Genomic DNA, 17,496 nt, shown 5'->3' with positions numbered 1-17,496 from the left:
GGTACCCAGCAACGGCTGTTCAACATCATCCGTACGCGTAAAGTCAGACCAAGTGCCGTTCGGGGCTACCCGCCAACCTTTAGGACACGGGTCATACGGACTCTTCGTAGCACCATCACCCCAAAGGTTATTATTCTGATTTTCAGCAGCTTGCGCATACCAGTCATACGGGGTAGTCGCATTGTAAATGAAGGTCAACGGATTCTTCACCGAATAACCCAGAGTACTGGTTTTACCATACTGGTCAGCTGCTTTCACCACAGCAGCATTAGCAATATCAAACCGTTTATAACCTGTTGCTGCGGTATTTACTGCTGTTGCTTCAGTCAACTCTCCCGTACCATCTGCTAGCGTTGCTGTACCATAAATTTTAATGGTCGTACCGGTAGCATTGTTCTTATCAATAGTGGTTGCATCTACATAAGGCAGCGGGTCTTTACGCCCCCACTGATAGAACATCCCAAACGTATTTTGTAAATCAGCAGCAGCTGTTGAAGCAGCCGGAGCATTATAATAAGTATGTATAGCCCCGAGGTTCCGGTCCATAATCACCTTATTCCCATTGGTCTGCTGGAATTTAATCCCGTAACGATGCACCTGTCCAACAGTAGCCCCACCAGCAGGAAATGCCTTGTCTATTCCAGCAGGATACGGTTTACCATCACGACCATTTTTCGGATCCGGTTTATAATTAGTCACCCAAACATGCCAGCTCCAAAGAATTTCACCACCTGACGTTGCATTGTTATACAATGCAATAATTGCGTTCCCAGTCACATTTCTCGGTGATTTCACCGTCAACAATCCGTTCACTTTATCCAGCGTAATATCGGCATTAGTTAATGCCTTCTTATCTTGCCACAAGATTTCAGCACGTAATGCAGCATTGGCACCCAAAGCAGGCATAGTGCGTTGCCACCCATAGGTCAATTTCCGGATATCAAACGTAATCGCACCGTTTTCACCTGTATTAGGAACCAAAATCCCGCAGTTACTGCGGTCGAAGGTTTCCTTGGTAATCCGGTGGTCGCCGGTGTTGTGTCCTGCGATGGTTACGGTTACGGTATAAATAGAGTTGCGTTCCACGTTGAAGTTCCCGCGATTAGCTCCCGGATTCCCGAGCATCACGGTGTAGGTCAAAAGGGCGCATTCTGCCGAAGATTTCAGGTAACCCCCCAGTTCAAAGTAAGTACCCATCCCGTCGGTAGCGGTAAGGATACGGTCAGCATCAGCGGTCACACCGGTATTCTGTCCCCGGTAGTTTTCAGGCATGTACCAAACGAGGGTCTTATAGCCGCTTCCATCGGGAGTCAGTTCGCCCAAAGCTGCTGCTCCCACGCCGGGATAATCTTTATGGCTTTCGCTTCCTGCGGTGGTATTCTTTGCAGGGAAGATATCCGTAGCTTTCCGCGGTGCCAAGGTATCGTACGTATAAGTAGCCGGTACGTTCTTCAAGGCGACGCTATTGATCTCGATATTCGCCCCGGTCACTTTATACTTCAGAATAATCTTGGCAAACAAACGGGTAAGTTTCACGTTGGTAATCTTCGTGGTACCGTTCACCGGGCCGTTGTAAACACCAATCATCGGAATGGTCGAATTGGCATCGAATTTCCATTCGTTACTTGCCCCGCCGACGTGTTTGGTCAACTGCAACAGATCATCTACGGTGGCTGCATTCGTGGTCGTAAACGTCGAGGGGGAGTGGGTGTTGGCTACGAAGAAAACTTTCCCGCCGGCAGGTGCGGTGGTCAAGTTCACTGCGAGGTCGTACGTCCAGTCCACATCTCCCGAACCTGCAGCCCCTGCGGCGGTCACTTCCGTATAGTACGGAGTACCGACCAATTTACCGGCATCATCGTACTGAAGTGCCCAGATGTCGGTAATTTTAGAGTCCTGCGCTTTCGGCAGGTCGGTCGACACTTTGGTATCGACATCTTCGCTACCGAAAGAAACAGAGATGGCTTCATCGCCCGAGGTTTTGGTCACGGTTTCGGCAGCCACCGGAGCCCGCAGGGACTCGGTAGCCAAACTTACCTGAACCGAAGTTTCGTTGGGTTTCCCGAACTCTCCTTCTTCCGGCCGATAAATCTCTGATTTCTGGCACGACATGACGCCAAGTGCTGTCGCCGATATCGCGAAAATCATTAATTTTTTCATGGTTGGTTGAGTATGTTTTGTTTGTTTTTGTTTTGTTTTTGTATGCTGTCTGTCAAGCTCCGACACCGGGCTGATTGTCGTTCACGTCGTCCCAGCCACCGATACCACCGCCAGGATTAGAACCACTGCCACTACCACCGGGTTTTTGATCAACATCCACATCGTCCCAGCCGCCAATACCACCACTCGGTTTCGATCCGGTCGCTGTACCGATCGTCCAGTCCGGACTAACCGGTTTCCATCCTCCGATATCTCCGGCCACATTGTCTTCGCCCAAATCGGCGGAAGAGTTATATCGCTGGAACCACGAACCCACCAATATGCCGCCCGTGAAACCGTCACCCCCCATATCACCTGTATTAATTGAAACGTTGTTCCAAGCAACCACATTCAAGGTGAATTCAACCTCGGTTTGTTTGAAGTTCATATTATAGGTGTAGTGTTTCCCTTTCAGATATTCCACTGCCGGGAATTCGGTTTTAAAGAGGTAAGCACTGTCACCGAGGGTGAGGTAAATATTCACCGGCACTTTTGAACCGTCATTCTGTTTCGGCAAAACGCATCCGAAACCTGTACGCCCGATCAATTGCGGGTCGGAAGGATCCGTGTTATCATTCAAATCACCGAACGTTTTAAACAGGCAGGTATCGTTATCGGTACCGATCCCGCCGGTCAAATCCTGATGGATCCACCACGGCGAAACATTCGACGGGTTGTTCATCTTCCGCAACACAACACTGTCGACCTTCAGTTTCGTGACATCGGCGCCCTCCGGCTGTTTCACATTGAAGGTAATCTTGGAACACTTGTGCTCGAAGACCAAGGCAACGGTCGCCGCCGCTTTGCTGACCGCCTTGCCGGACAAGGTCGCGTTCAGCACGTCCATCCCGTGAGTAATCCCGTTGACGATATAAGGATTATTACTCGACCCTCCTTTCGTCACAGGCAATGCCGGCGAGTATGCGTAAAAGTCATATGTGCCGTTGTTCAGGCTAATGGCATCCGGTACCGTCCCCGAGGCATCCGCCGTCCCGTCGGCTTTCACCGCACACGGCGTCAGCCCCCCACTCCCATCAGCCACGTAGGTACATTCTGCCACGAAATCGTCATACCGAGGATCTGCCCCGCCCGAATTAGTCGCAGACCGCTTGAAGGCCAGCACGCGCACGGTGACCCCTTTGTCCAGATTGACAAGCGCCTTGGTTTGCGGCACCTGCGAGCTGCCGGCAGCGGCCGACACCTCCGCATCCTGATAGGCGACGGAGAAATGTATCGGGGCGACGTCGTCTCCCAGATACATTATCTCTCTCCGCTGACAACCGACCACTGCCAACAACAGGGCGGCCGTCATCCATCCATACTTTTTCATGTTACGTATCATCTACGATTATTCTCCTAACAATTTATCCGACAAAACGTTATCGACGAAAATCCGCCGAAAAACCGCCTTTTCGGGCACTAATTATGTCACAAATGTAAAAACAATATTTGCAACCACCAAACAAAAACCGTCTTAGACACACCATTTCGGGCCTAATAGTGAATTTTTCGAATTTCTGACATAAATACCGTGATCGACAAATTATCGGCCTGTCCGGGCCTCACATCACCCTCAAAACAGTCATGTCGATAACGCGAAAACAGTGACAAATATTATTCGACAACTATTTTTTTACCCGACGGTCAGTAATAAAAAAATAATCGAAACGCCTCGTTCTCAGAGAGAAAACGAGGCGTTTCACAGGCAAACGAGTATACCTGAATTTTATGCTTCGGGCCGACTCAGCACTTTTCCGATCAGCCGGTCGATGGAGTAACGACCGGGGCCGCTCACAAACAATATGACAAACATCCCGACATAAAGCAGCGGCAATTCAACGCTCCACAGCCCCGTCCCGCCGTGGGTAGTCATCGCCATGATCATCGAGAAAATCATCGGAATCAGCGCGAATCGGGTCAACAATCCGCTGACAACCAACAGCGAACACCCGATTTCGACCAGAATGATCATCACAAGCGACGCGGCGCCTCCCCACCCGATCGGATCGGGAAAGCCATCCTTCAATGCCGTATACTGTTCCAGTTTCGCCACCCCGTGCACAAACAAAAGACCGCCGGCAAACAGACGCAGCAGAAACAACGCCAGATCGACATAACGTTCGCTCAACAAAAATCGCAGCCAGGGATTTCCATTCGTTTTCATAATTTCGTGTAGGTTTGGTGATTTTTCCCTCCCGTCCATCAAAAAGCGTGCAAAACCGCGTCCCACTCCTCGGGCCGGAATCCGACCCGCACCCGATCGCCCGCCACCAGCAACGGACGCTTCACCAACATCCCGTCCGTCGCCAGCAGACCGATCATCTCCCCGTCCGACATCCCGCCCAGTTTCTCTTTCAACCCCAGCTCCTTATAGCGCAACCCGCTGGTATTGAAAAACTTTCTGACCGGCAAACCGCTCCTCGACACCCACTCCTTCAACTCCGCTTCGGTGGGGCGGTCGACTGCGATGTCCCGCAGCTCCGCCTCCACCCCCTGCTCCGCCAACCACCTGAGTGCCAGGCGACAAGTGTCGCACTTCGGATAATACAAAAGCAATGGCCTCATTTTTGTTACATGTGTTCGATCGTATTGCAAAAGTAACGATTTCACTCCAAACCCGAACCGCTCCATGCTGCCCCTGACACTCACCGACTTCACGCTGCCGTTCACCAATCCGGTGCTGAAATTCCTGCTCATTCTGATCATCATCCTCTTCGCACCGCTGCTACTCAACCGAATCCGCATCCCGCACCTGCTGGGACTGATCATCGCCGGAGCCGTCGTCGGCCCCTTCGGCTTCAACCTCATGGAACGCGACAGCAGCATCATTCTCTCCGGCACCGTCGGACTCCTTTATATCATGTTCCTCGCCGGGCTGGAGATCGACATCGCGGATTTCAAGAAAAACAGCGGCCGAAGTCTGCTTTTCGGCCTGTACACCTTCTTCATCCCAATGATTCTGGGCATTCTGGCCAGCCTCTACCTGCTGAATTTCAATCTCCTGACCTCGATCCTGCTGGCCAGCATGTTCGCCTCCCACACCCTGATCACCTATCCGATCGTCAGCAAACTGGGCGTGACGAAAAACCAAGCCGTGACCATCACCGTCGGCGGGACGATGATTACCGACACCCTGGCCCTGCTCGTGCTGACCATCATCGTCGGCCTCTCGGCCGGCTCCGTAGACAACGGATTCTGGCTCCGGCTGGGCCTCTCGCTGACCCTCTTCGGCGCCATCGTGCTCCTGCTCTTCCCGCTGCTGGGGCGCTGGTTCTTCAAACGGTTCCACGACAACGTCTCGCAATATATTTTCGTACTGGTCATCGTCTTTCTCGGCGCTTTTCTGGCCGAGACCGCCGGCATCGAACCGATCATCGGCGCCTTTCTGGCCGGTCTGGCCATGAACCGGCTGATTCCGCGCACCTCGCCGCTGATGAACCGGATCGAATTCGTCGGCAACGCCATCTTCATCCCCTTCTTCCTGATCGGCGTGGGGATGCTGATCGACTACCGCGCCTTTTTCAAAGACTTCGAGACCATCAAAGTGGCGATCGTGATGACCGTCGTAGCCACCTTAGCCAAGTTTCTGGCCGCCCTGGCCACCCAGAAGAGCTTCCGCTACACCATCGACCAGCGCCGCCTGATCTTCGGACTGAGCAACGCCCAGGCCGCCGCTACCCTGGCCGCCGTGATGGTCGGCTACGGCATCGTCACCGGCCACACCGAGACCGGCGAACCGATCCGCCTGCTGAACGACAGCGTACTGAACGGGACGATTCTGATGATCCTGATTACCTGCACCATCGCGTCGTTCGCCACCCAGCGCGGCGCCGGGAACATCGCCCTGGCCGAAGCGTCGGAGAGCTCTCCCGAAGCCGACAGGAACCTGCCGCCGGAACGCATCCTGATTCCGGTCGGCTACCCCGCCACAGCCGAAGAACTGGTACAGCTGAGCGTGACGATCAAATCGAAAAGCAACCGGGACGGCCTCTACGCCCTGCACGTCGTCCCGAACGCCGCGACAACCGGAGGCGATGCCGACCGGCAGGGCCGGCGCGTGCTCGAGCGGGCCGTGATGACCGCGGCAGCCACCGACAACGAGATGCAGGAGCTGCTGCGCTACGATTCGGACATCGCCAACGCCATCGTCAGCACCCTCCACGAACAGAAGATCACCGACCTGATCCTCGGCCTCCGTCCCGAACCGGAGGGCGAACCGCCCGTGCCGTTCCCGAGCGCAACGATCGACAGCGTACTGACCCAGAACCACATCACCACGCTGATCTACAAGCCCGTCCAACCGCTTTCGACCGCCGGTCGCCTGCTGGTTTTCGTTCCCGACCGGGCCGAAAAAGAGCTGGGCTTCGCCCTCTGGATGCGCCGGGTGTGGAACATGGGGCGGAACACCCACACGAAAGTCGTTTTCTATGCCTCCGCCTCCACCCTGGCCCACATCCGGACGATTCAGACCAAAAATCCGATCGAAGCGGAGTTCCACGAATTCAACGACTGGGACGACTTCCTGATCCTGTTCCGCGACGTACGCGCCAACGACATCCTGCTGGCGGTGCTGAGCCGCAAAGGCGGCGCCTCCTATCATAAGTGCATGACTGCCGTCCCGGACTACCTGACCCGCTACGCGCCGTCGAACAGCCACATCCTGATCTACCCGCTCCAGCCGTGCGACCCACGTCACACCGATTTGAACAACCCCTCTCTGTTGATTTCGTAATCCACCGCCGATCAGCCGTCCCACACACGTTCGATTCGCCATGTCCGACCTGCTTACCCGTCAAAATGCCGTTTTTCGCCGGCTGCTGTTTCTGGGCGCCCTGATCGCCCTCGGCATCATCATTTTCCGGCAGCTGAGCTTCTTCACAGGCGCCTTTCTGGGAGCCGTCACCCTGTACGCCGTTCTGCGCCAGCCCCTGTTCCGGCTGACCGAAGAGCGCCGCTGGAGACCGTGGATCGCTTCCGTCACGCTGGTGACCATAACCTGCATCCTGCTGCTGAGCGTCGGCTACCTGATTTTCGAAGTGATCGCCACCGAGATTCCCGATCTGAAGACGGCCCAAATCATCGCCGGCATCAACCGTTCGATCGAGCATATCAACGACTGGGCCGGCTACCGGATCATTTCCGGCAGGTGGCTGGCCGAGTCCGAGGTGTTCATCCAGCGTTTCGCCTCGATGCTCATCAACACCACCTACAGTTTCACGGCCAATATCCTGATGACCGTCGTGATTCTCTACTTCATGCTGAGCGCCGGCCGCCGCATGGAAGCCGTTCTGATCCGCTACCTGCCTTTCAGCGGCCAGGGCGAGGTGCTTCTGCGACGCGAAGCGAAAACCATGATTTTCAGCAACGCCGTCGGCATTCCTGTCATTCTGTTGGCCCAAATGGTGACCTCCGGGCTGCTCTATTGGGCCACCGGTATCCCCAGCGCCCTGTTCTGGGCCTTTCTGACCGCCGTTTGCGGTCTGATTCCGATGGTAGGAACGGCCCTGGTAAGTGTTCCCTTAGGAATCTACCTACTTGCCACGGGCGCTGTCTGGCCCGGTATTTTCCTGCTGGCCGGAGCGGCACTGCTCATCGCCAACGTCGACAACGTCTGCCGGATTTTCCTGATGAAACGGGCCGCCGACACACACCCGCTTATCGTGGTCTTCGGCGTCATCGCGGGGATTCCTCTGTTCGGGTTTTGGGGAATCATCTTCGGGCCGTTGCTCCTTTCCGGTTTTCTGCTGTTGATTCGCATCTATTATGTAGAATACCGACTGCTGCCCAGCCCTCCGCCCGACACCTCCGCCGACACCGAGACTCCCCCGAAGGAATAGGCCTCTTTGCCAGCTCGGCTTGCCCCGCCCCGGGCAGCCGCAGTGGCAATGCGGGTACATTGTGGGACATCGACAACGCCGGGTATAGTTGGTCGTCCACATCCTACGATTCGGGCGACCACTACCGTAGTTTGTACTTGGATTTCAGCGTGGCGAGCCTCACCCCCGGCACCGCGGACTACCGCGGCCACGCTCTTCAGTTGCGTTGCCTCTCGGAATAAACGGAAACGCCCCGCCCCGGGCTACCGCGGCAGCGGCGAAGGGGCATTGTGGAACGTTGGCAACCACAGCTATAGCTGGTCGCTTGCAACCCGCGGAACTAACGGTATATTCTTGTACTTCGGCACGCAGCACCTCAATCCCAACCATACATACAACCGTGGGTACGGTCTTCTGTTGCGTTGCCTCTCGGAATAAACGGAGGCCGCGCGGCACTCAAAAACTGGCTGTCTATACCCCATAGTTCAACATACCACAAAAAAAATCTCCGTAAAAATCTATTTGATAGATTTTTACGGAGACCTTCTGCGGTGCGGACGAGACTCGAACTCGCGACCCCCTGCGTGACAGGCAGGTATTCTAACCAGCTGAACTACCGCACCGTACTCCGCAACCCCTCTCCGAGATTGCGGTGCAAAGATAGACATCTTTCTCGAAACTGCAAACGATTTCCCGAATTTTATTCCTCGCAGCGGAAAAACGAAAACTGCACGCTTCCGTAACTCCTTCGTTCCCAAAAGTTCGGATAATCCGAAAAATCTTTCTGAGCCGAATGCTCCAGCACAAAAATTCCCCCCTCCCGCACAAATCCCCCCTCGAAAACCAATTCCGGCAACCGCTCGACCCCCGGCATATCGTACGGCGGATCGGCAAAAACCAGATCGAAACTCTCCGTCCCCGCCATACTCTTCAGATAGACGAAAACATTGGTTTTGATGCTCTGAATCTGCCCGAAACCGAGCTCCTGCGCCGTAGCCGCGATGAAGCGCTGATGCACCGGATTCATCTCCACCGACACCACCCGCTCCGCCCCCCGCGAAGCGAACTCATAACTGATCGACCCCGTTCCCGAAAAGAGATCCAGCACCTCGACCTGCTCCAAATCATAGAGATTCTGCAACACATTGAAGAGATTCTCTTTCGCAAAATCCGTCGTCGGCCTCGCCCTGAAATTGCGCGGCGGCACAATCTGCCGTCGCCTGCGGACACCCCCTACAATACGCATAGCTCCCTGACCCGTTGATGATTATAAAACTTCACCTCCCGAGCATCCACCTCGCCGAAATAGCGGGCGAAAAACTCCTGCAACCTCCCGACCCCCTCGCCTGTCAAGACGATCCGGTAGGTCGTAAACCCGTCGTTTTTCAGCAGCTTCTGCACATAGTAGAGCAACTCCTCCGGCGTGTCGACCCGCATCGTCTCGGCCGCATACAACCCCTGATGCGAGACCGTCACATGCGCCACCTCGCCGTCCAGCACCACCTGCACACAATCGTTCGGCGTCGCCTCCAGCTCCAGCAGGAGCGGATGGTAGAACAAGGCCGCCGGATAAAGCTGCAGCAAGACCGCCGCAATCCCCGAATCGACCTGCCACACCGCCGCCGCCTGCGACGAGATCAGGTTGTTCGACAAGGTGGTCATCCCCGGCACATACATATTGGCCGCCGTCAGATACTGTTCCGCCCGCTCCGGTTCGAAGAGCGGCTGGGGCACCAGCAGGACGTTATCCGTCGCACACCCCACGAACACCCTCCTGAGCGGCGGAGTCGCCGCCGTCAGCATCGGTTCCTGAGCCAGAATAGAGGCCATATCGGTCTCGCGATAAGCCGCCGCCCGCACGATCGCATCCCGGGCATCGACCCCTCCTCCCTCGACCGCCTCTCCGACATCGAAGACCACAAAAGAAAATCCATTCAGACCGATCTGAATGGATAATTCTCTGCTTCTCAAATGATTCCGCGCTACGTCCCGCATGGAATAATGAAAAAATTGAGATGAAGGGCGACTCGTGAAAAGCCGCCCGAATAAGAAGGACAACCGCCTTCGAAAACAGCATCTACTCCCAGTTCCCCGCCTCGTTGGTGGTAGCAGTCAGCGACCCCACCTTCAAACCGTCCGCCCGGCTCAGCGTATTCACCTGATAGTCGCGGAAGTTGATCAGCTCCTGTTTGTCCAAATCGCCCAGGAAGGTCGGATATTGCGCAAAAACCTCCACCACCGGCACCACCACCTTGGATTCGGTTTCGATCGACGCGGTATCCATCGCAAACTGCTGCAATTCGCCCGTCGCCTCGATCGAGAAGGGGATGTAGCGCAGGTTATTGAAATCCCCGCCCAGCGTATAGAACTGCACGGTATCCTTCACCGCCACCCGGAACTTCTCGCGCCGCACCTGTCCCAAAGCCATCGCCAGCGAGTCGTCCTCCGAACCGATGGCCCGTTCGAGCACCAGCGAGTCGTGTTCGACAAAAGCGATCAGCGAGTCGAAGTTCGGCGTAAACTTCATGTATTTCGCCCGGTAAGCGCGCTGCGCCTCGCGCACATCCTTCAAGCGTTCCACCACCTGCGCTTCGCGTTCCTTGCGAATACGTTCGAACTCCAGCGGCGTGTTGAACAACGAATAGAGCCACCACACCAGTGCCGCGATCGCTGCCAGCAAAAGGACCTGAAGTAGAATTTTTTTCATCTTATGATTTTAGTTTTTAAGTTTGTTTGCGGTTAGCAGCAAAGTCCGACCGTTCGAAACACCCCGAAATTCATGTCTCTGAGCCGTCATATTGCGTCCCAAATATACAGTAATTTTGCATTCGAACCAACAGCCGAGCAAAAAAAGTTGATCGACGCGCTGGGCGACTACCTCGCCTCGAGCGACGAGAGCGCCGTTTTTCTGATCAACGGATACGCCGGCACCGGGAAGACGACCGTCATCGGCGCGCTGGTGCGGACACTCCGCCAGCTGGAGCTCGCGTGCGTGCTGATGGCCCCCACCGGACGGGCGGCGAAGGTCATGGGCCGATATGCCGGCGCCGAAGCGCACACGATCCACAAGACCATCTACCGCGAACGGACGGCCGGCGGCGCCGAGGGTTCGAAATTCGACCTGAATTTCAACAAATCGACCGACACCCTGTACATCGTGGACGAAGCCTCGATGCTGACCGGCCGTCCGGCCTCCGCCGGAGGCGAGGCGACCCTCTTCGGCTCCGGCGACCTGATCGACGACATGTTCGACTACATCCGACAGGGGCGGAACAACAAAATCATCCTCGTGGGCGACCAGGCCCAGCTGCCTCCGGTCGGCTACGCCGTTTCGCCGGCCCTGAGCCCGGAGTACATGGCGCGCTACGGCACCGTGTGGAACCACACTCTCTCCGAAGTGGTGCGCCAGCAGAGCGACTCGGGGATTCTGCACAACGCCACCCTGATCCGCCGCCTGATCGAAACCGGCACGGCCGGCATCCCGCAGTTCGACCTCCGCTTTCCGGACATCGTGCGGATCGACAGCCGCGAGCTGATCGACGAGATCGACACCTGCTACGGCCGCTACGGCCAGTCGGAGACAGCCGTCATCTCGCGTTCCAACAAGCGGGCCAACCACTACAACCAGGGCATCCGGCAGACGATACTGGACTACGACGAAGAGATCGGTTCGGGCGACATGCTGATGGTCGTCAAGAACAACTACCACTACGTGGAGCTCGACCCGGAGGCGCGGATGGACTTCATCGCCAACGGCGACATCGCGCGCGTGCACCGCATCTACCGGACGCGGGAGAAATACGGTTTCCACTTCGCCTACGCCGAGCTGGAGTTCCCCGACTACGACGACTACCGGCTGGAGTGCTGGCTGCTGTTGGACGTGCTACACAGCCCCGCCCCGTCGCTGAGCCGCGAGCAGCAGTCGCGGCTCTTTCTGGCCGTTGAAAAGGAATATGCCGACATCACCCAGAAAGGGAAACGGTACAAGGCGGTGATGGCGGACGAATTCTACTGCGCCCTTCAGGTGAAGTTCGCCTATGCGATCACCTGCCACAAGGCACAGGGGGGCCAGTGGTCGGCGATTTTTCTGGACATCGTCCTCTTCGGCGAGGAGCCCATGACCCTGGAGCTGCTGCGCTGGCTCTATACCGCCGTCACCCGGGCCACCGAGCGGCTCTATCTGGTCAACTACGACGACCGTTTTTTCCCGGAATCGGAAGAGGAGTGAACCGCGAAATACCCCCTGTATAAAAGAGGTCACCCCATGTGTGTAATCCACATGGGGTGACCGGTCAATGACAAGAGGGCCCGCAAATCACTCCTCCGACAGCTCCGAGATAAACTCCGGCGCCACCGGCCCCGTCAGCCACACGCCGTTCGAAGCCCGATAAAACACCCCGCCTTTCCCCCGCACCGCTCCGGTATCGATCACCAGCACGATCGGCCGCCCGTGCCGTTCTCCGACCTTCCGAGCCTCCTCGACCGTCGCCGAAAGGTGGACATAATTCCGGCTCATCGGCTTCAGTCCCTCCGCGAGCACCGCCTCCCGGAACCGCGAAGCCGTACCGTGATACAGCACCTCCGGCGGCACCACCTCTTCCAATCCCAGTTCCACCGGAATCGAATGTCCCTGTCGGGCCCGCACCGCGAGCCGGTCGTCCGAAAATTCGTACCGGTTCTTCGGATCCGTAGTCACGATCTCTTCCAGCTCCGCCACCGAGTAGCCGTGCTCCTCGACCAAAACACGAACTCCCACCCATCCGAACTCGTCGGGCAGGCGGGAGTGTCTCAGCAGGTAAGCGAGCTGTTTGGAACGTTCGATCATATCTCTTTTCCCACTCATTCCAAACCTCTCCTTTGTTATTCAGCCCCTTCACGCACGCCCCTGTGAGGCGTCCCGTAAGAGAGCTCTATTTCACCAATTTCTTTTCCTTGATTCTGGCCTTCTTACCGGTCAGGTTACGCAGATAGAAGATTCTCGCCCTGCGCACCACCCCGACTTTGTTGAGTTCGATCTTGCTGATCGTCGGCGAGTAAACCGGGAAGATACGTTCCACCCCGATCCCGTCCGAGATTTTGCGGATCGTAAAGGTTTCGGTCGCCCCCGCGCCTCTCCGCTGGAGCACCACGCCGCGGAAATTCTGCAGGCGTTCCTTGTTTCCTTCGCGGATTTTGATCGTTACGGTGACCGTGTCTCCCGCCTTGAAATTAGGGACTTCGGCCGTCTCCTGTTTGAAAGCCTCCTGGGCTACTGCAATCAGATTGTTCTTCATCGTTGAACTGAATCTAAAAGGGGTTAAAGTGCGGAATATTACGGTTCCGTAATGAGCGGTCATCCTCCCCGCCGGGGGAGACAAACGGAGTCACTGCCCCGTTATCCGAACACCGCCCGCCGCAAGAGATTCCTGCACAAAATTCGGCGCAAAAGTAAAGATAAAAAGCCAACCGGCCAAATTTTCCCGGCGTTTTTCTCTCCGCCCGGAGGAGAAAGCGCCTCACCGGCCGCCTGCCCTCTCCGTTCCCTCCGGAATTTCACTCCTGCCGTCACGTTCTTCCGACAATATTTGGTAATTTTATCCCCGCATATCAAACGAACCCATCAAGCATGTCAGCAACCGCAAGACCCCTGATCTTCGTCACCAACGACGACGGCGTACAGGCCGCCGGCATCGCCGCCCTGATGCGTCTGGCCGCCGAGTTCGGCGACGTGGTCGTCGTGGCGCCGAACGAGAGCTACTCCGGCATGTCGCACTCCATCACCATGCAGCGCCCGCTGTTCGTCAGCGCCGTCAGCAGCGAACCGGGGCTCGACGTCTACTCCTGCACCGGCACCCCCGTAGACTGCGTGAAAATCGGTTTCGACGAGATTCTGCACGACCGCCGTCCCGACCTCGTCCTTTCGGGCATCAACCACGGCTCGAACGCCAACGTCAGCGTCATCTACTCCGGCACGATGGGCGCCGCCACCGAAGCCGCCCTGTACGGCCTCCCGTCGATCGGCTTCTCGCTCACCGACCACTCGCCGGTCGCCGACTTCACGGCAGCCGTACACTATGCCCGCCGGATCATCGGCCAGGTGCTGGACTTGCCCGCAGAACAGCTGGCCGGGCTGTGCCTGAATGTCAACGTGCCGGACATCCCGCTCTCCGAGATCAAAGGAGTCCGAGTCTGCCGCCAGACCCGCGGCAACTGGCGCGAAGAGTTCGTCCACCGCACCGACCCGCAGAACCGCGACTACTACTGGATGTCCGGCCGGTTCTACAACTTCGAAACCGACGCGACGGACACGGACGAATGGGCCCTCCGCCACGGCTACGTGGCGATCGTCCCGGTCCAGATGGACCTGACGGACTATGTCCGGCTCGACCCCCTCCGCCGACACCTCGACAACGGACAACAACAATAATCGACGATGAACTGGATCCTTCTCATCATAGCCGGTCTCTTCGAAGCCGGTTTCGCCTTCTGCCTGGGGAAGATGAAAACCGTCAGCGGCACGGCTTATTACCTGTGGGGCAGCGGTTTTCTGCTCTCGCTCATCCTGAGTATGGTTCTGCTGGCCCAGGCCGCCCGCACCCTGTCGATCGGCACCGCCTATCCGGTCTGGACAGGCATCGGCGCCGTCGGGACCGTCGTGCTCGGCATCCTATTTCTGAACGAGCCGGTCACCGTCGCCCGGATCGTCTTCATCACCCTGCTGATCGCCTCCATCATCGGCCTGAAAATCGCCGGGTGAGACCCATCGGGGGCAACGGCTACCCTCCGCCAGCCAGCGCTTTCATCCGACATATCCGCCCGCCCCGGGCTACCGCGATGCGGGTAACGAAGGACGATTGGGCGCGCTGAACCTCGCCGGCGGCCACGGAGCCAGCTGGGCCTCTACGGCCAACGGCACCAACGGTTTCTACCTGTATTTCCACCCGACCATACTCAATCCCGGCCGCATGATCTACCGTGCCTACGGCTTTCAATTGCGTTGCCTCTCGGAATAAACAGGAACGACACAGCGCAGGACAGCACCTTAAAAGAAAAAAGAACCTAACATAAAAACCCGATGATCACACACGACACCCTCTTCCGCGTACCCTACGGCGACGTAGACCGCATGGGCTTCCTCTACCACTCCCACTACGTCGAGCTGTTTGACATGGGCCGCACCGAGCTGATGCGCAGCATCGGGCTTCCGAACGCCGAAATCGAAGCGGACGGCGTGATGCTCCCCGTCCTGAAAGTCGAAGTCAACTACCGGAACCCCGCCTACTACGACGACCTGCTCACCATACGCACCACCCTGCGCGAGATGCCCGGCGTGAAGATCCGCTTCGACTACGAAGTCTTCCGCGCGGACGGCGACCGGATCACCACCGGCTCCGTGACCCTCGCCTTCATGCACGCCGACACGAAGACCGCCTGCCGGCCGCCGCAGCGATTATTGGAAAAACTCGCACCTTTTTTCCGCTAAGCTGCCCCTCGGATTCGACAAAAAGCATTACCTTTGCCAAAATTTATTAACCGGAACTCATTATGTCGTTCATAGATGAAAAAATCGTCGCCGAAGGCCTGACATTCGACGACGTGCTTCTCGTTCCCGCCTATTCCGAAGTCCTGCCCCGCGAAGTGAAAGTCGCCTCGCGATTTTCGCGCCGCGTGCCGATCAACACCCCGATCGTTTCGGCCGCCATGGATACCGTGACCGAAGCCGAACTGGCCATCGCCATCGCCCGGCAAGGCGGGATCGGCGTGATCCACAAGAACATGTCCATCGAAGCCCAGGCCCATCAGGTGCGCAAAGTGAAACGGGCCGAAAACGGGATGATCTACGACCCGATCACCATCAAGGCCGACGGAACGGTGGGCGAAGCCAAAACTCTGATGCACGACAACAAGATCGGCGGGATTCCGGTGATCGACGACAACCGCAAACTGATCGGGATCGTCACCAACCGCGACCTGCGGTTCCAGACCGACGCCTCCAAGAAAATCAGCGAGGTGATGACCCGAGACAACCTCGTGACGACCCACAACCCCGACCTGAACGAAGCCGCCAAGATCCTGCTGAACAACAAGATCGAGAAACTGCCGGTGATCGACGACGCGGGGAGACTCGTCGGCCTGCTGACCTACAAAGACATTACGAAAGTACAAGACAACCCGAACGCCGCGAAAGATTCCAAAGGCCGGCTGCGCGTGGCGGCGGGCGTCGGCGTCACCCACGACACCATGGAACGCGTGGCGGCACTCTATGAAGCCGGGGCGGATGCCATCGTGATCGACACCGCACACGGTCACTCGCGCGGCGTGATCGAAAAGCTCAAGGAGGTAAAAGCCAAATACCCCGATCTGGACGTCGTCGTCGGCAACATCGCCACGGCCGAGGCCGCCAAGATGCTGGTAGCCGCCGGCGCAGACGGAGTGAAAGTCGGTATCGGGCCGGGTTCCATCTGTACGACCCGGATCATCGCCGGCGTCGGCGTACCGCAGCTCAATGCCGTTTACGACGTAGCATCGGCCTTGAAAGGCAGCGACGTTCCCGTGATTGCAGACGGCGGGATCCGGTATACGGGCGATATCGTCAAGGCGATTGCCGCCGGGGCGGATTGCGTGATGGCCGGTTCGATGTTCGCCGGCGTCGAAGAATCGCCGGGAGAGACCGTCATTTTCAACGGCCGTAAGTTCAAGACCTACCGCGGGATGGGTTCCTTGGAAGCGATGCAGAAAGGCTCGAAAGACCGCTACTTCCAAGACGCCGAAGACGATGTGAAGAAGCTGGTTCCGGAAGGAATCGCAGCACGCGTACCGTACAAAGGACAACTCGCAGAGGTGATTTATCAGATTATCGGCGGGTTGCGTGCCGGAATGGGCTATTGCGGCGCAAAAGACATCGAAGCGTTGAAAGGCGCCAAGTTCGTCCGGATCACGGCATCGGGGATGCAGGAGAGCCATCCGCACGACGTGACCATCACGCGCGAAGCACCGAATTACAGCCGACAGGATTAATATCGGCCTGCAAGGCTGTATTTATTCTTCATGTAAAAAGAGCATTCCCTTGATTTTAAAGCGGAATGCTCTTTTCTTGTCTCTTTACCTCTGCTATTCCCATCTCTCATTTTCCTTCTCCCCACCCCGGGCTACCACGACATCGACAAAGGCGTGTTGTGGAGCATCGGTAGCAACGGGCACAGCTGGGCTTCTACAGCCTGCGATCTCTACGGCATGTACTTGGGCTACAGCGCGACGATACTCGATCCCAGTAGCGCGTCGCATCGTGCCTACGGTTTTCAGTTGCGTTGCCTCTCGGAATAAACGGGGGCGGACACGGCCGCAGCGAAACGCAAGTTTCGCCCGTCCACGGGACGTGGGGCCCGGCCGGCCCGAGGCCAGTTCCATCCGGGGCAAAGCTCGAATCGCGCGCCGCCGCTTTAATAGGGGAATCGTCAAAATGTGTTAGCACATTTTGACAAGATTTCCCAAGGCGCGCGGA

General features: G+C 57.1%; 20 protein-coding genes and 1 tRNA gene. 11 read left to right on the top strand and 10 right to left on the bottom strand.

Annotated features, from left to right (window positions below):
• From QZ292_RS06080 to QZ292_RS06065, 4 genes are all read right to left on the bottom strand, one after another.
• Window positions 1–2,160: DUF4906 domain-containing protein (locus tag QZ292_RS06080; RefSeq protein ID WP_294599265.1), on the bottom strand; the 2,160-nt coding region annotated here is incomplete at its 3' end.
• A 52-nt stretch (window positions 2,161–2,212) separates the two neighbouring features.
• Window positions 2,213–3,529, bottom strand: a complete 1,317-nt coding sequence (locus QZ292_RS06075; RefSeq protein ID WP_294599263.1) for a fimbrillin family protein — start codon at window positions 3,527–3,529, stop codon at window positions 2,213–2,215.
• Between the two features lie 396 nt (window positions 3,530–3,925).
• Window positions 3,926–4,363: a DoxX family protein gene (locus QZ292_RS06070; protein WP_294599260.1), complete on the bottom strand. Its 438-nt coding sequence runs from the start codon at window positions 4,361–4,363 to the stop codon at window positions 3,926–3,928.
• Window positions 4,364–4,401: 38 nt separating this feature from the next.
• Window positions 4,402–4,764, bottom strand: a complete 363-nt coding sequence (locus tag QZ292_RS06065; RefSeq protein ID WP_294599258.1) for an arsenate reductase family protein — start codon at window positions 4,762–4,764, stop codon at window positions 4,402–4,404.
• A 64-nt stretch (window positions 4,765–4,828) separates the two neighbouring features.
• Here QZ292_RS06065 and QZ292_RS06060 point away from each other — a divergent pair, with 64 nt between their 5' ends.
• Genes QZ292_RS06060 through QZ292_RS06045 form a run of 4 tightly spaced genes read left to right on the top strand, consistent with a single transcriptional unit; the run spans window position 4,829 to window position 8,453 of the window.
• Window positions 4,829–6,931 (top strand): cation:proton antiporter, encoded by a 2,103-nt coding sequence (locus tag QZ292_RS06060; protein ID WP_294599256.1) that lies wholly within the window; start codon window positions 4,829–4,831, stop codon window positions 6,929–6,931.
• A gap of 40 nt (window positions 6,932–6,971) precedes the next feature.
• Complete coding sequence (locus QZ292_RS06055) at window positions 6,972–8,036, top strand: AI-2E family transporter (protein ID WP_294599254.1); 1,065 nt, start codon at window positions 6,972–6,974, stop codon at window positions 8,034–8,036.
• Window positions 8,037–8,095: 59 nt separating this feature from the next.
• Entirely contained in the window at window positions 8,096–8,257 is a 162-nt protein-coding gene (locus QZ292_RS06050) for a hypothetical protein (protein WP_294599252.1), read from the top strand.
• A 46-nt stretch (window positions 8,258–8,303) separates the two neighbouring features.
• Window positions 8,304–8,453 carry a hypothetical protein gene (locus tag QZ292_RS06045; RefSeq protein ID WP_294599249.1) on the top strand — a complete coding sequence of 50 codons (150 nt, stop codon included), beginning with the start codon at window positions 8,304–8,306 and terminating at the stop codon, window positions 8,451–8,453.
• A 111-nt stretch (window positions 8,454–8,564) separates the two neighbouring features.
• Here QZ292_RS06045 and QZ292_RS06040 read toward each other — a convergent pair.
• The 4 genes from QZ292_RS06040 to QZ292_RS06025 all read right to left on the bottom strand — a co-directional run bounded on the left by QZ292_RS06040 (window position 8,565) and on the right by QZ292_RS06025 (window position 10,722).
• Window positions 8,565–8,638 (bottom strand) — tRNA-Asp (locus tag QZ292_RS06040).
• A gap of 77 nt (window positions 8,639–8,715) precedes the next feature.
• Window positions 8,716–9,261 (bottom strand): RsmD family RNA methyltransferase, encoded by a 546-nt coding sequence (locus tag QZ292_RS06035; protein ID WP_294599247.1) that lies wholly within the window; start codon window positions 9,259–9,261, stop codon window positions 8,716–8,718.
• Entirely contained in the window at window positions 9,249–9,986 is a 738-nt protein-coding gene (locus QZ292_RS06030) for a DUF3822 family protein (RefSeq protein ID WP_294599245.1), read from the bottom strand. Before QZ292_RS06030 ends, QZ292_RS06035 begins: the two co-directional genes overlap by 13 nt.
• 106 nt (window positions 9,987–10,092) lie before the next feature.
• Window positions 10,093–10,722 carry a hypothetical protein gene (locus tag QZ292_RS06025; RefSeq protein ID WP_294599242.1) on the bottom strand — a complete coding sequence of 210 codons (630 nt, stop codon included), beginning with the start codon at window positions 10,720–10,722 and terminating at the stop codon, window positions 10,093–10,095.
• A 72-nt stretch (window positions 10,723–10,794) separates the two neighbouring features.
• On the opposite strand from QZ292_RS06025, the gene QZ292_RS06020 reads away from it, so the two are divergent.
• Complete coding sequence (locus tag QZ292_RS06020) at window positions 10,795–12,243, top strand: AAA family ATPase (RefSeq protein ID WP_294599239.1); 1,449 nt, start codon at window positions 10,795–10,797, stop codon at window positions 12,241–12,243.
• An 87-nt stretch (window positions 12,244–12,330) separates the two neighbouring features.
• Here QZ292_RS06020 and QZ292_RS06015 read toward each other — a convergent pair whose 3' ends face one another.
• Window positions 12,331–12,858: an RNA 2'-phosphotransferase gene (locus QZ292_RS06015; RefSeq protein WP_294599237.1), complete on the bottom strand. Its 528-nt coding sequence runs from the start codon at window positions 12,856–12,858 to the stop codon at window positions 12,331–12,333.
• Window positions 12,859–12,925: 67 nt separating this feature from the next.
• Window positions 12,926–13,288, bottom strand: coding sequence for a 50S ribosomal protein L19 (gene rplS / locus QZ292_RS06010; protein WP_294599235.1), 363 nt, complete (start codon window positions 13,286–13,288; stop codon window positions 12,926–12,928).
• A gap of 332 nt (window positions 13,289–13,620) precedes the next feature.
• On the opposite strand from rplS, the gene surE reads away from it, so the two are divergent.
• The 6 genes from surE to QZ292_RS05980 all read left to right on the top strand — a co-directional run bounded on the left by surE (window position 13,621) and on the right by QZ292_RS05980 (window position 17,318).
• Window positions 13,621–14,421, top strand: coding sequence for a 5'/3'-nucleotidase SurE (gene surE / locus QZ292_RS06005; protein ID WP_294599233.1), 801 nt, complete (start codon window positions 13,621–13,623; stop codon window positions 14,419–14,421).
• Between the two features lie 6 nt (window positions 14,422–14,427).
• Window positions 14,428–14,751 carry a multidrug efflux SMR transporter gene (locus QZ292_RS06000; RefSeq protein WP_294599230.1) on the top strand — a complete coding sequence of 108 codons (324 nt, stop codon included), beginning with the start codon at window positions 14,428–14,430 and terminating at the stop codon, window positions 14,749–14,751.
• Window positions 14,752–14,848: 97 nt separating this feature from the next.
• On the top strand, window positions 14,849–15,007 hold the full coding sequence (locus QZ292_RS05995) for a hypothetical protein (protein ID WP_294599226.1): 159 nt from the start codon (window positions 14,849–14,851) through the stop codon (window positions 15,005–15,007).
• A gap of 62 nt (window positions 15,008–15,069) precedes the next feature.
• The gene (locus QZ292_RS05990; RefSeq protein WP_294599224.1) at window positions 15,070–15,477 is read left to right on the top strand and encodes a thioesterase family protein; all 408 of its coding nucleotides are present in this window, start codon (window positions 15,070–15,072) and stop codon (window positions 15,475–15,477) included.
• Window positions 15,478–15,539: 62 nt separating this feature from the next.
• Window positions 15,540–17,012: an IMP dehydrogenase gene (gene guaB, locus QZ292_RS05985; protein WP_294599222.1), complete on the top strand. Its 1,473-nt coding sequence runs from the start codon at window positions 15,540–15,542 to the stop codon at window positions 17,010–17,012.
• Between the two features lie 153 nt (window positions 17,013–17,165).
• A complete protein-coding gene (locus QZ292_RS05980; RefSeq protein WP_294599219.1) occupies window positions 17,166–17,318 on the top strand; it encodes a hypothetical protein in 153 nt (50 codons plus the stop codon).
• Window positions 17,319–17,496: the final 178 nt, after the last annotated feature.

It is taken from the genome of uncultured Rikenella sp. (assembly GCF_910577125.1).
In the GTDB taxonomy this organism is placed as follows: Bacteria; Bacteroidota; Bacteroidia; order Bacteroidales; family Rikenellaceae; genus Rikenella.
Note: the sequence above shows the minus strand (reverse complement) of the source record. Positions and strands in the feature narration are given on the sequence as shown.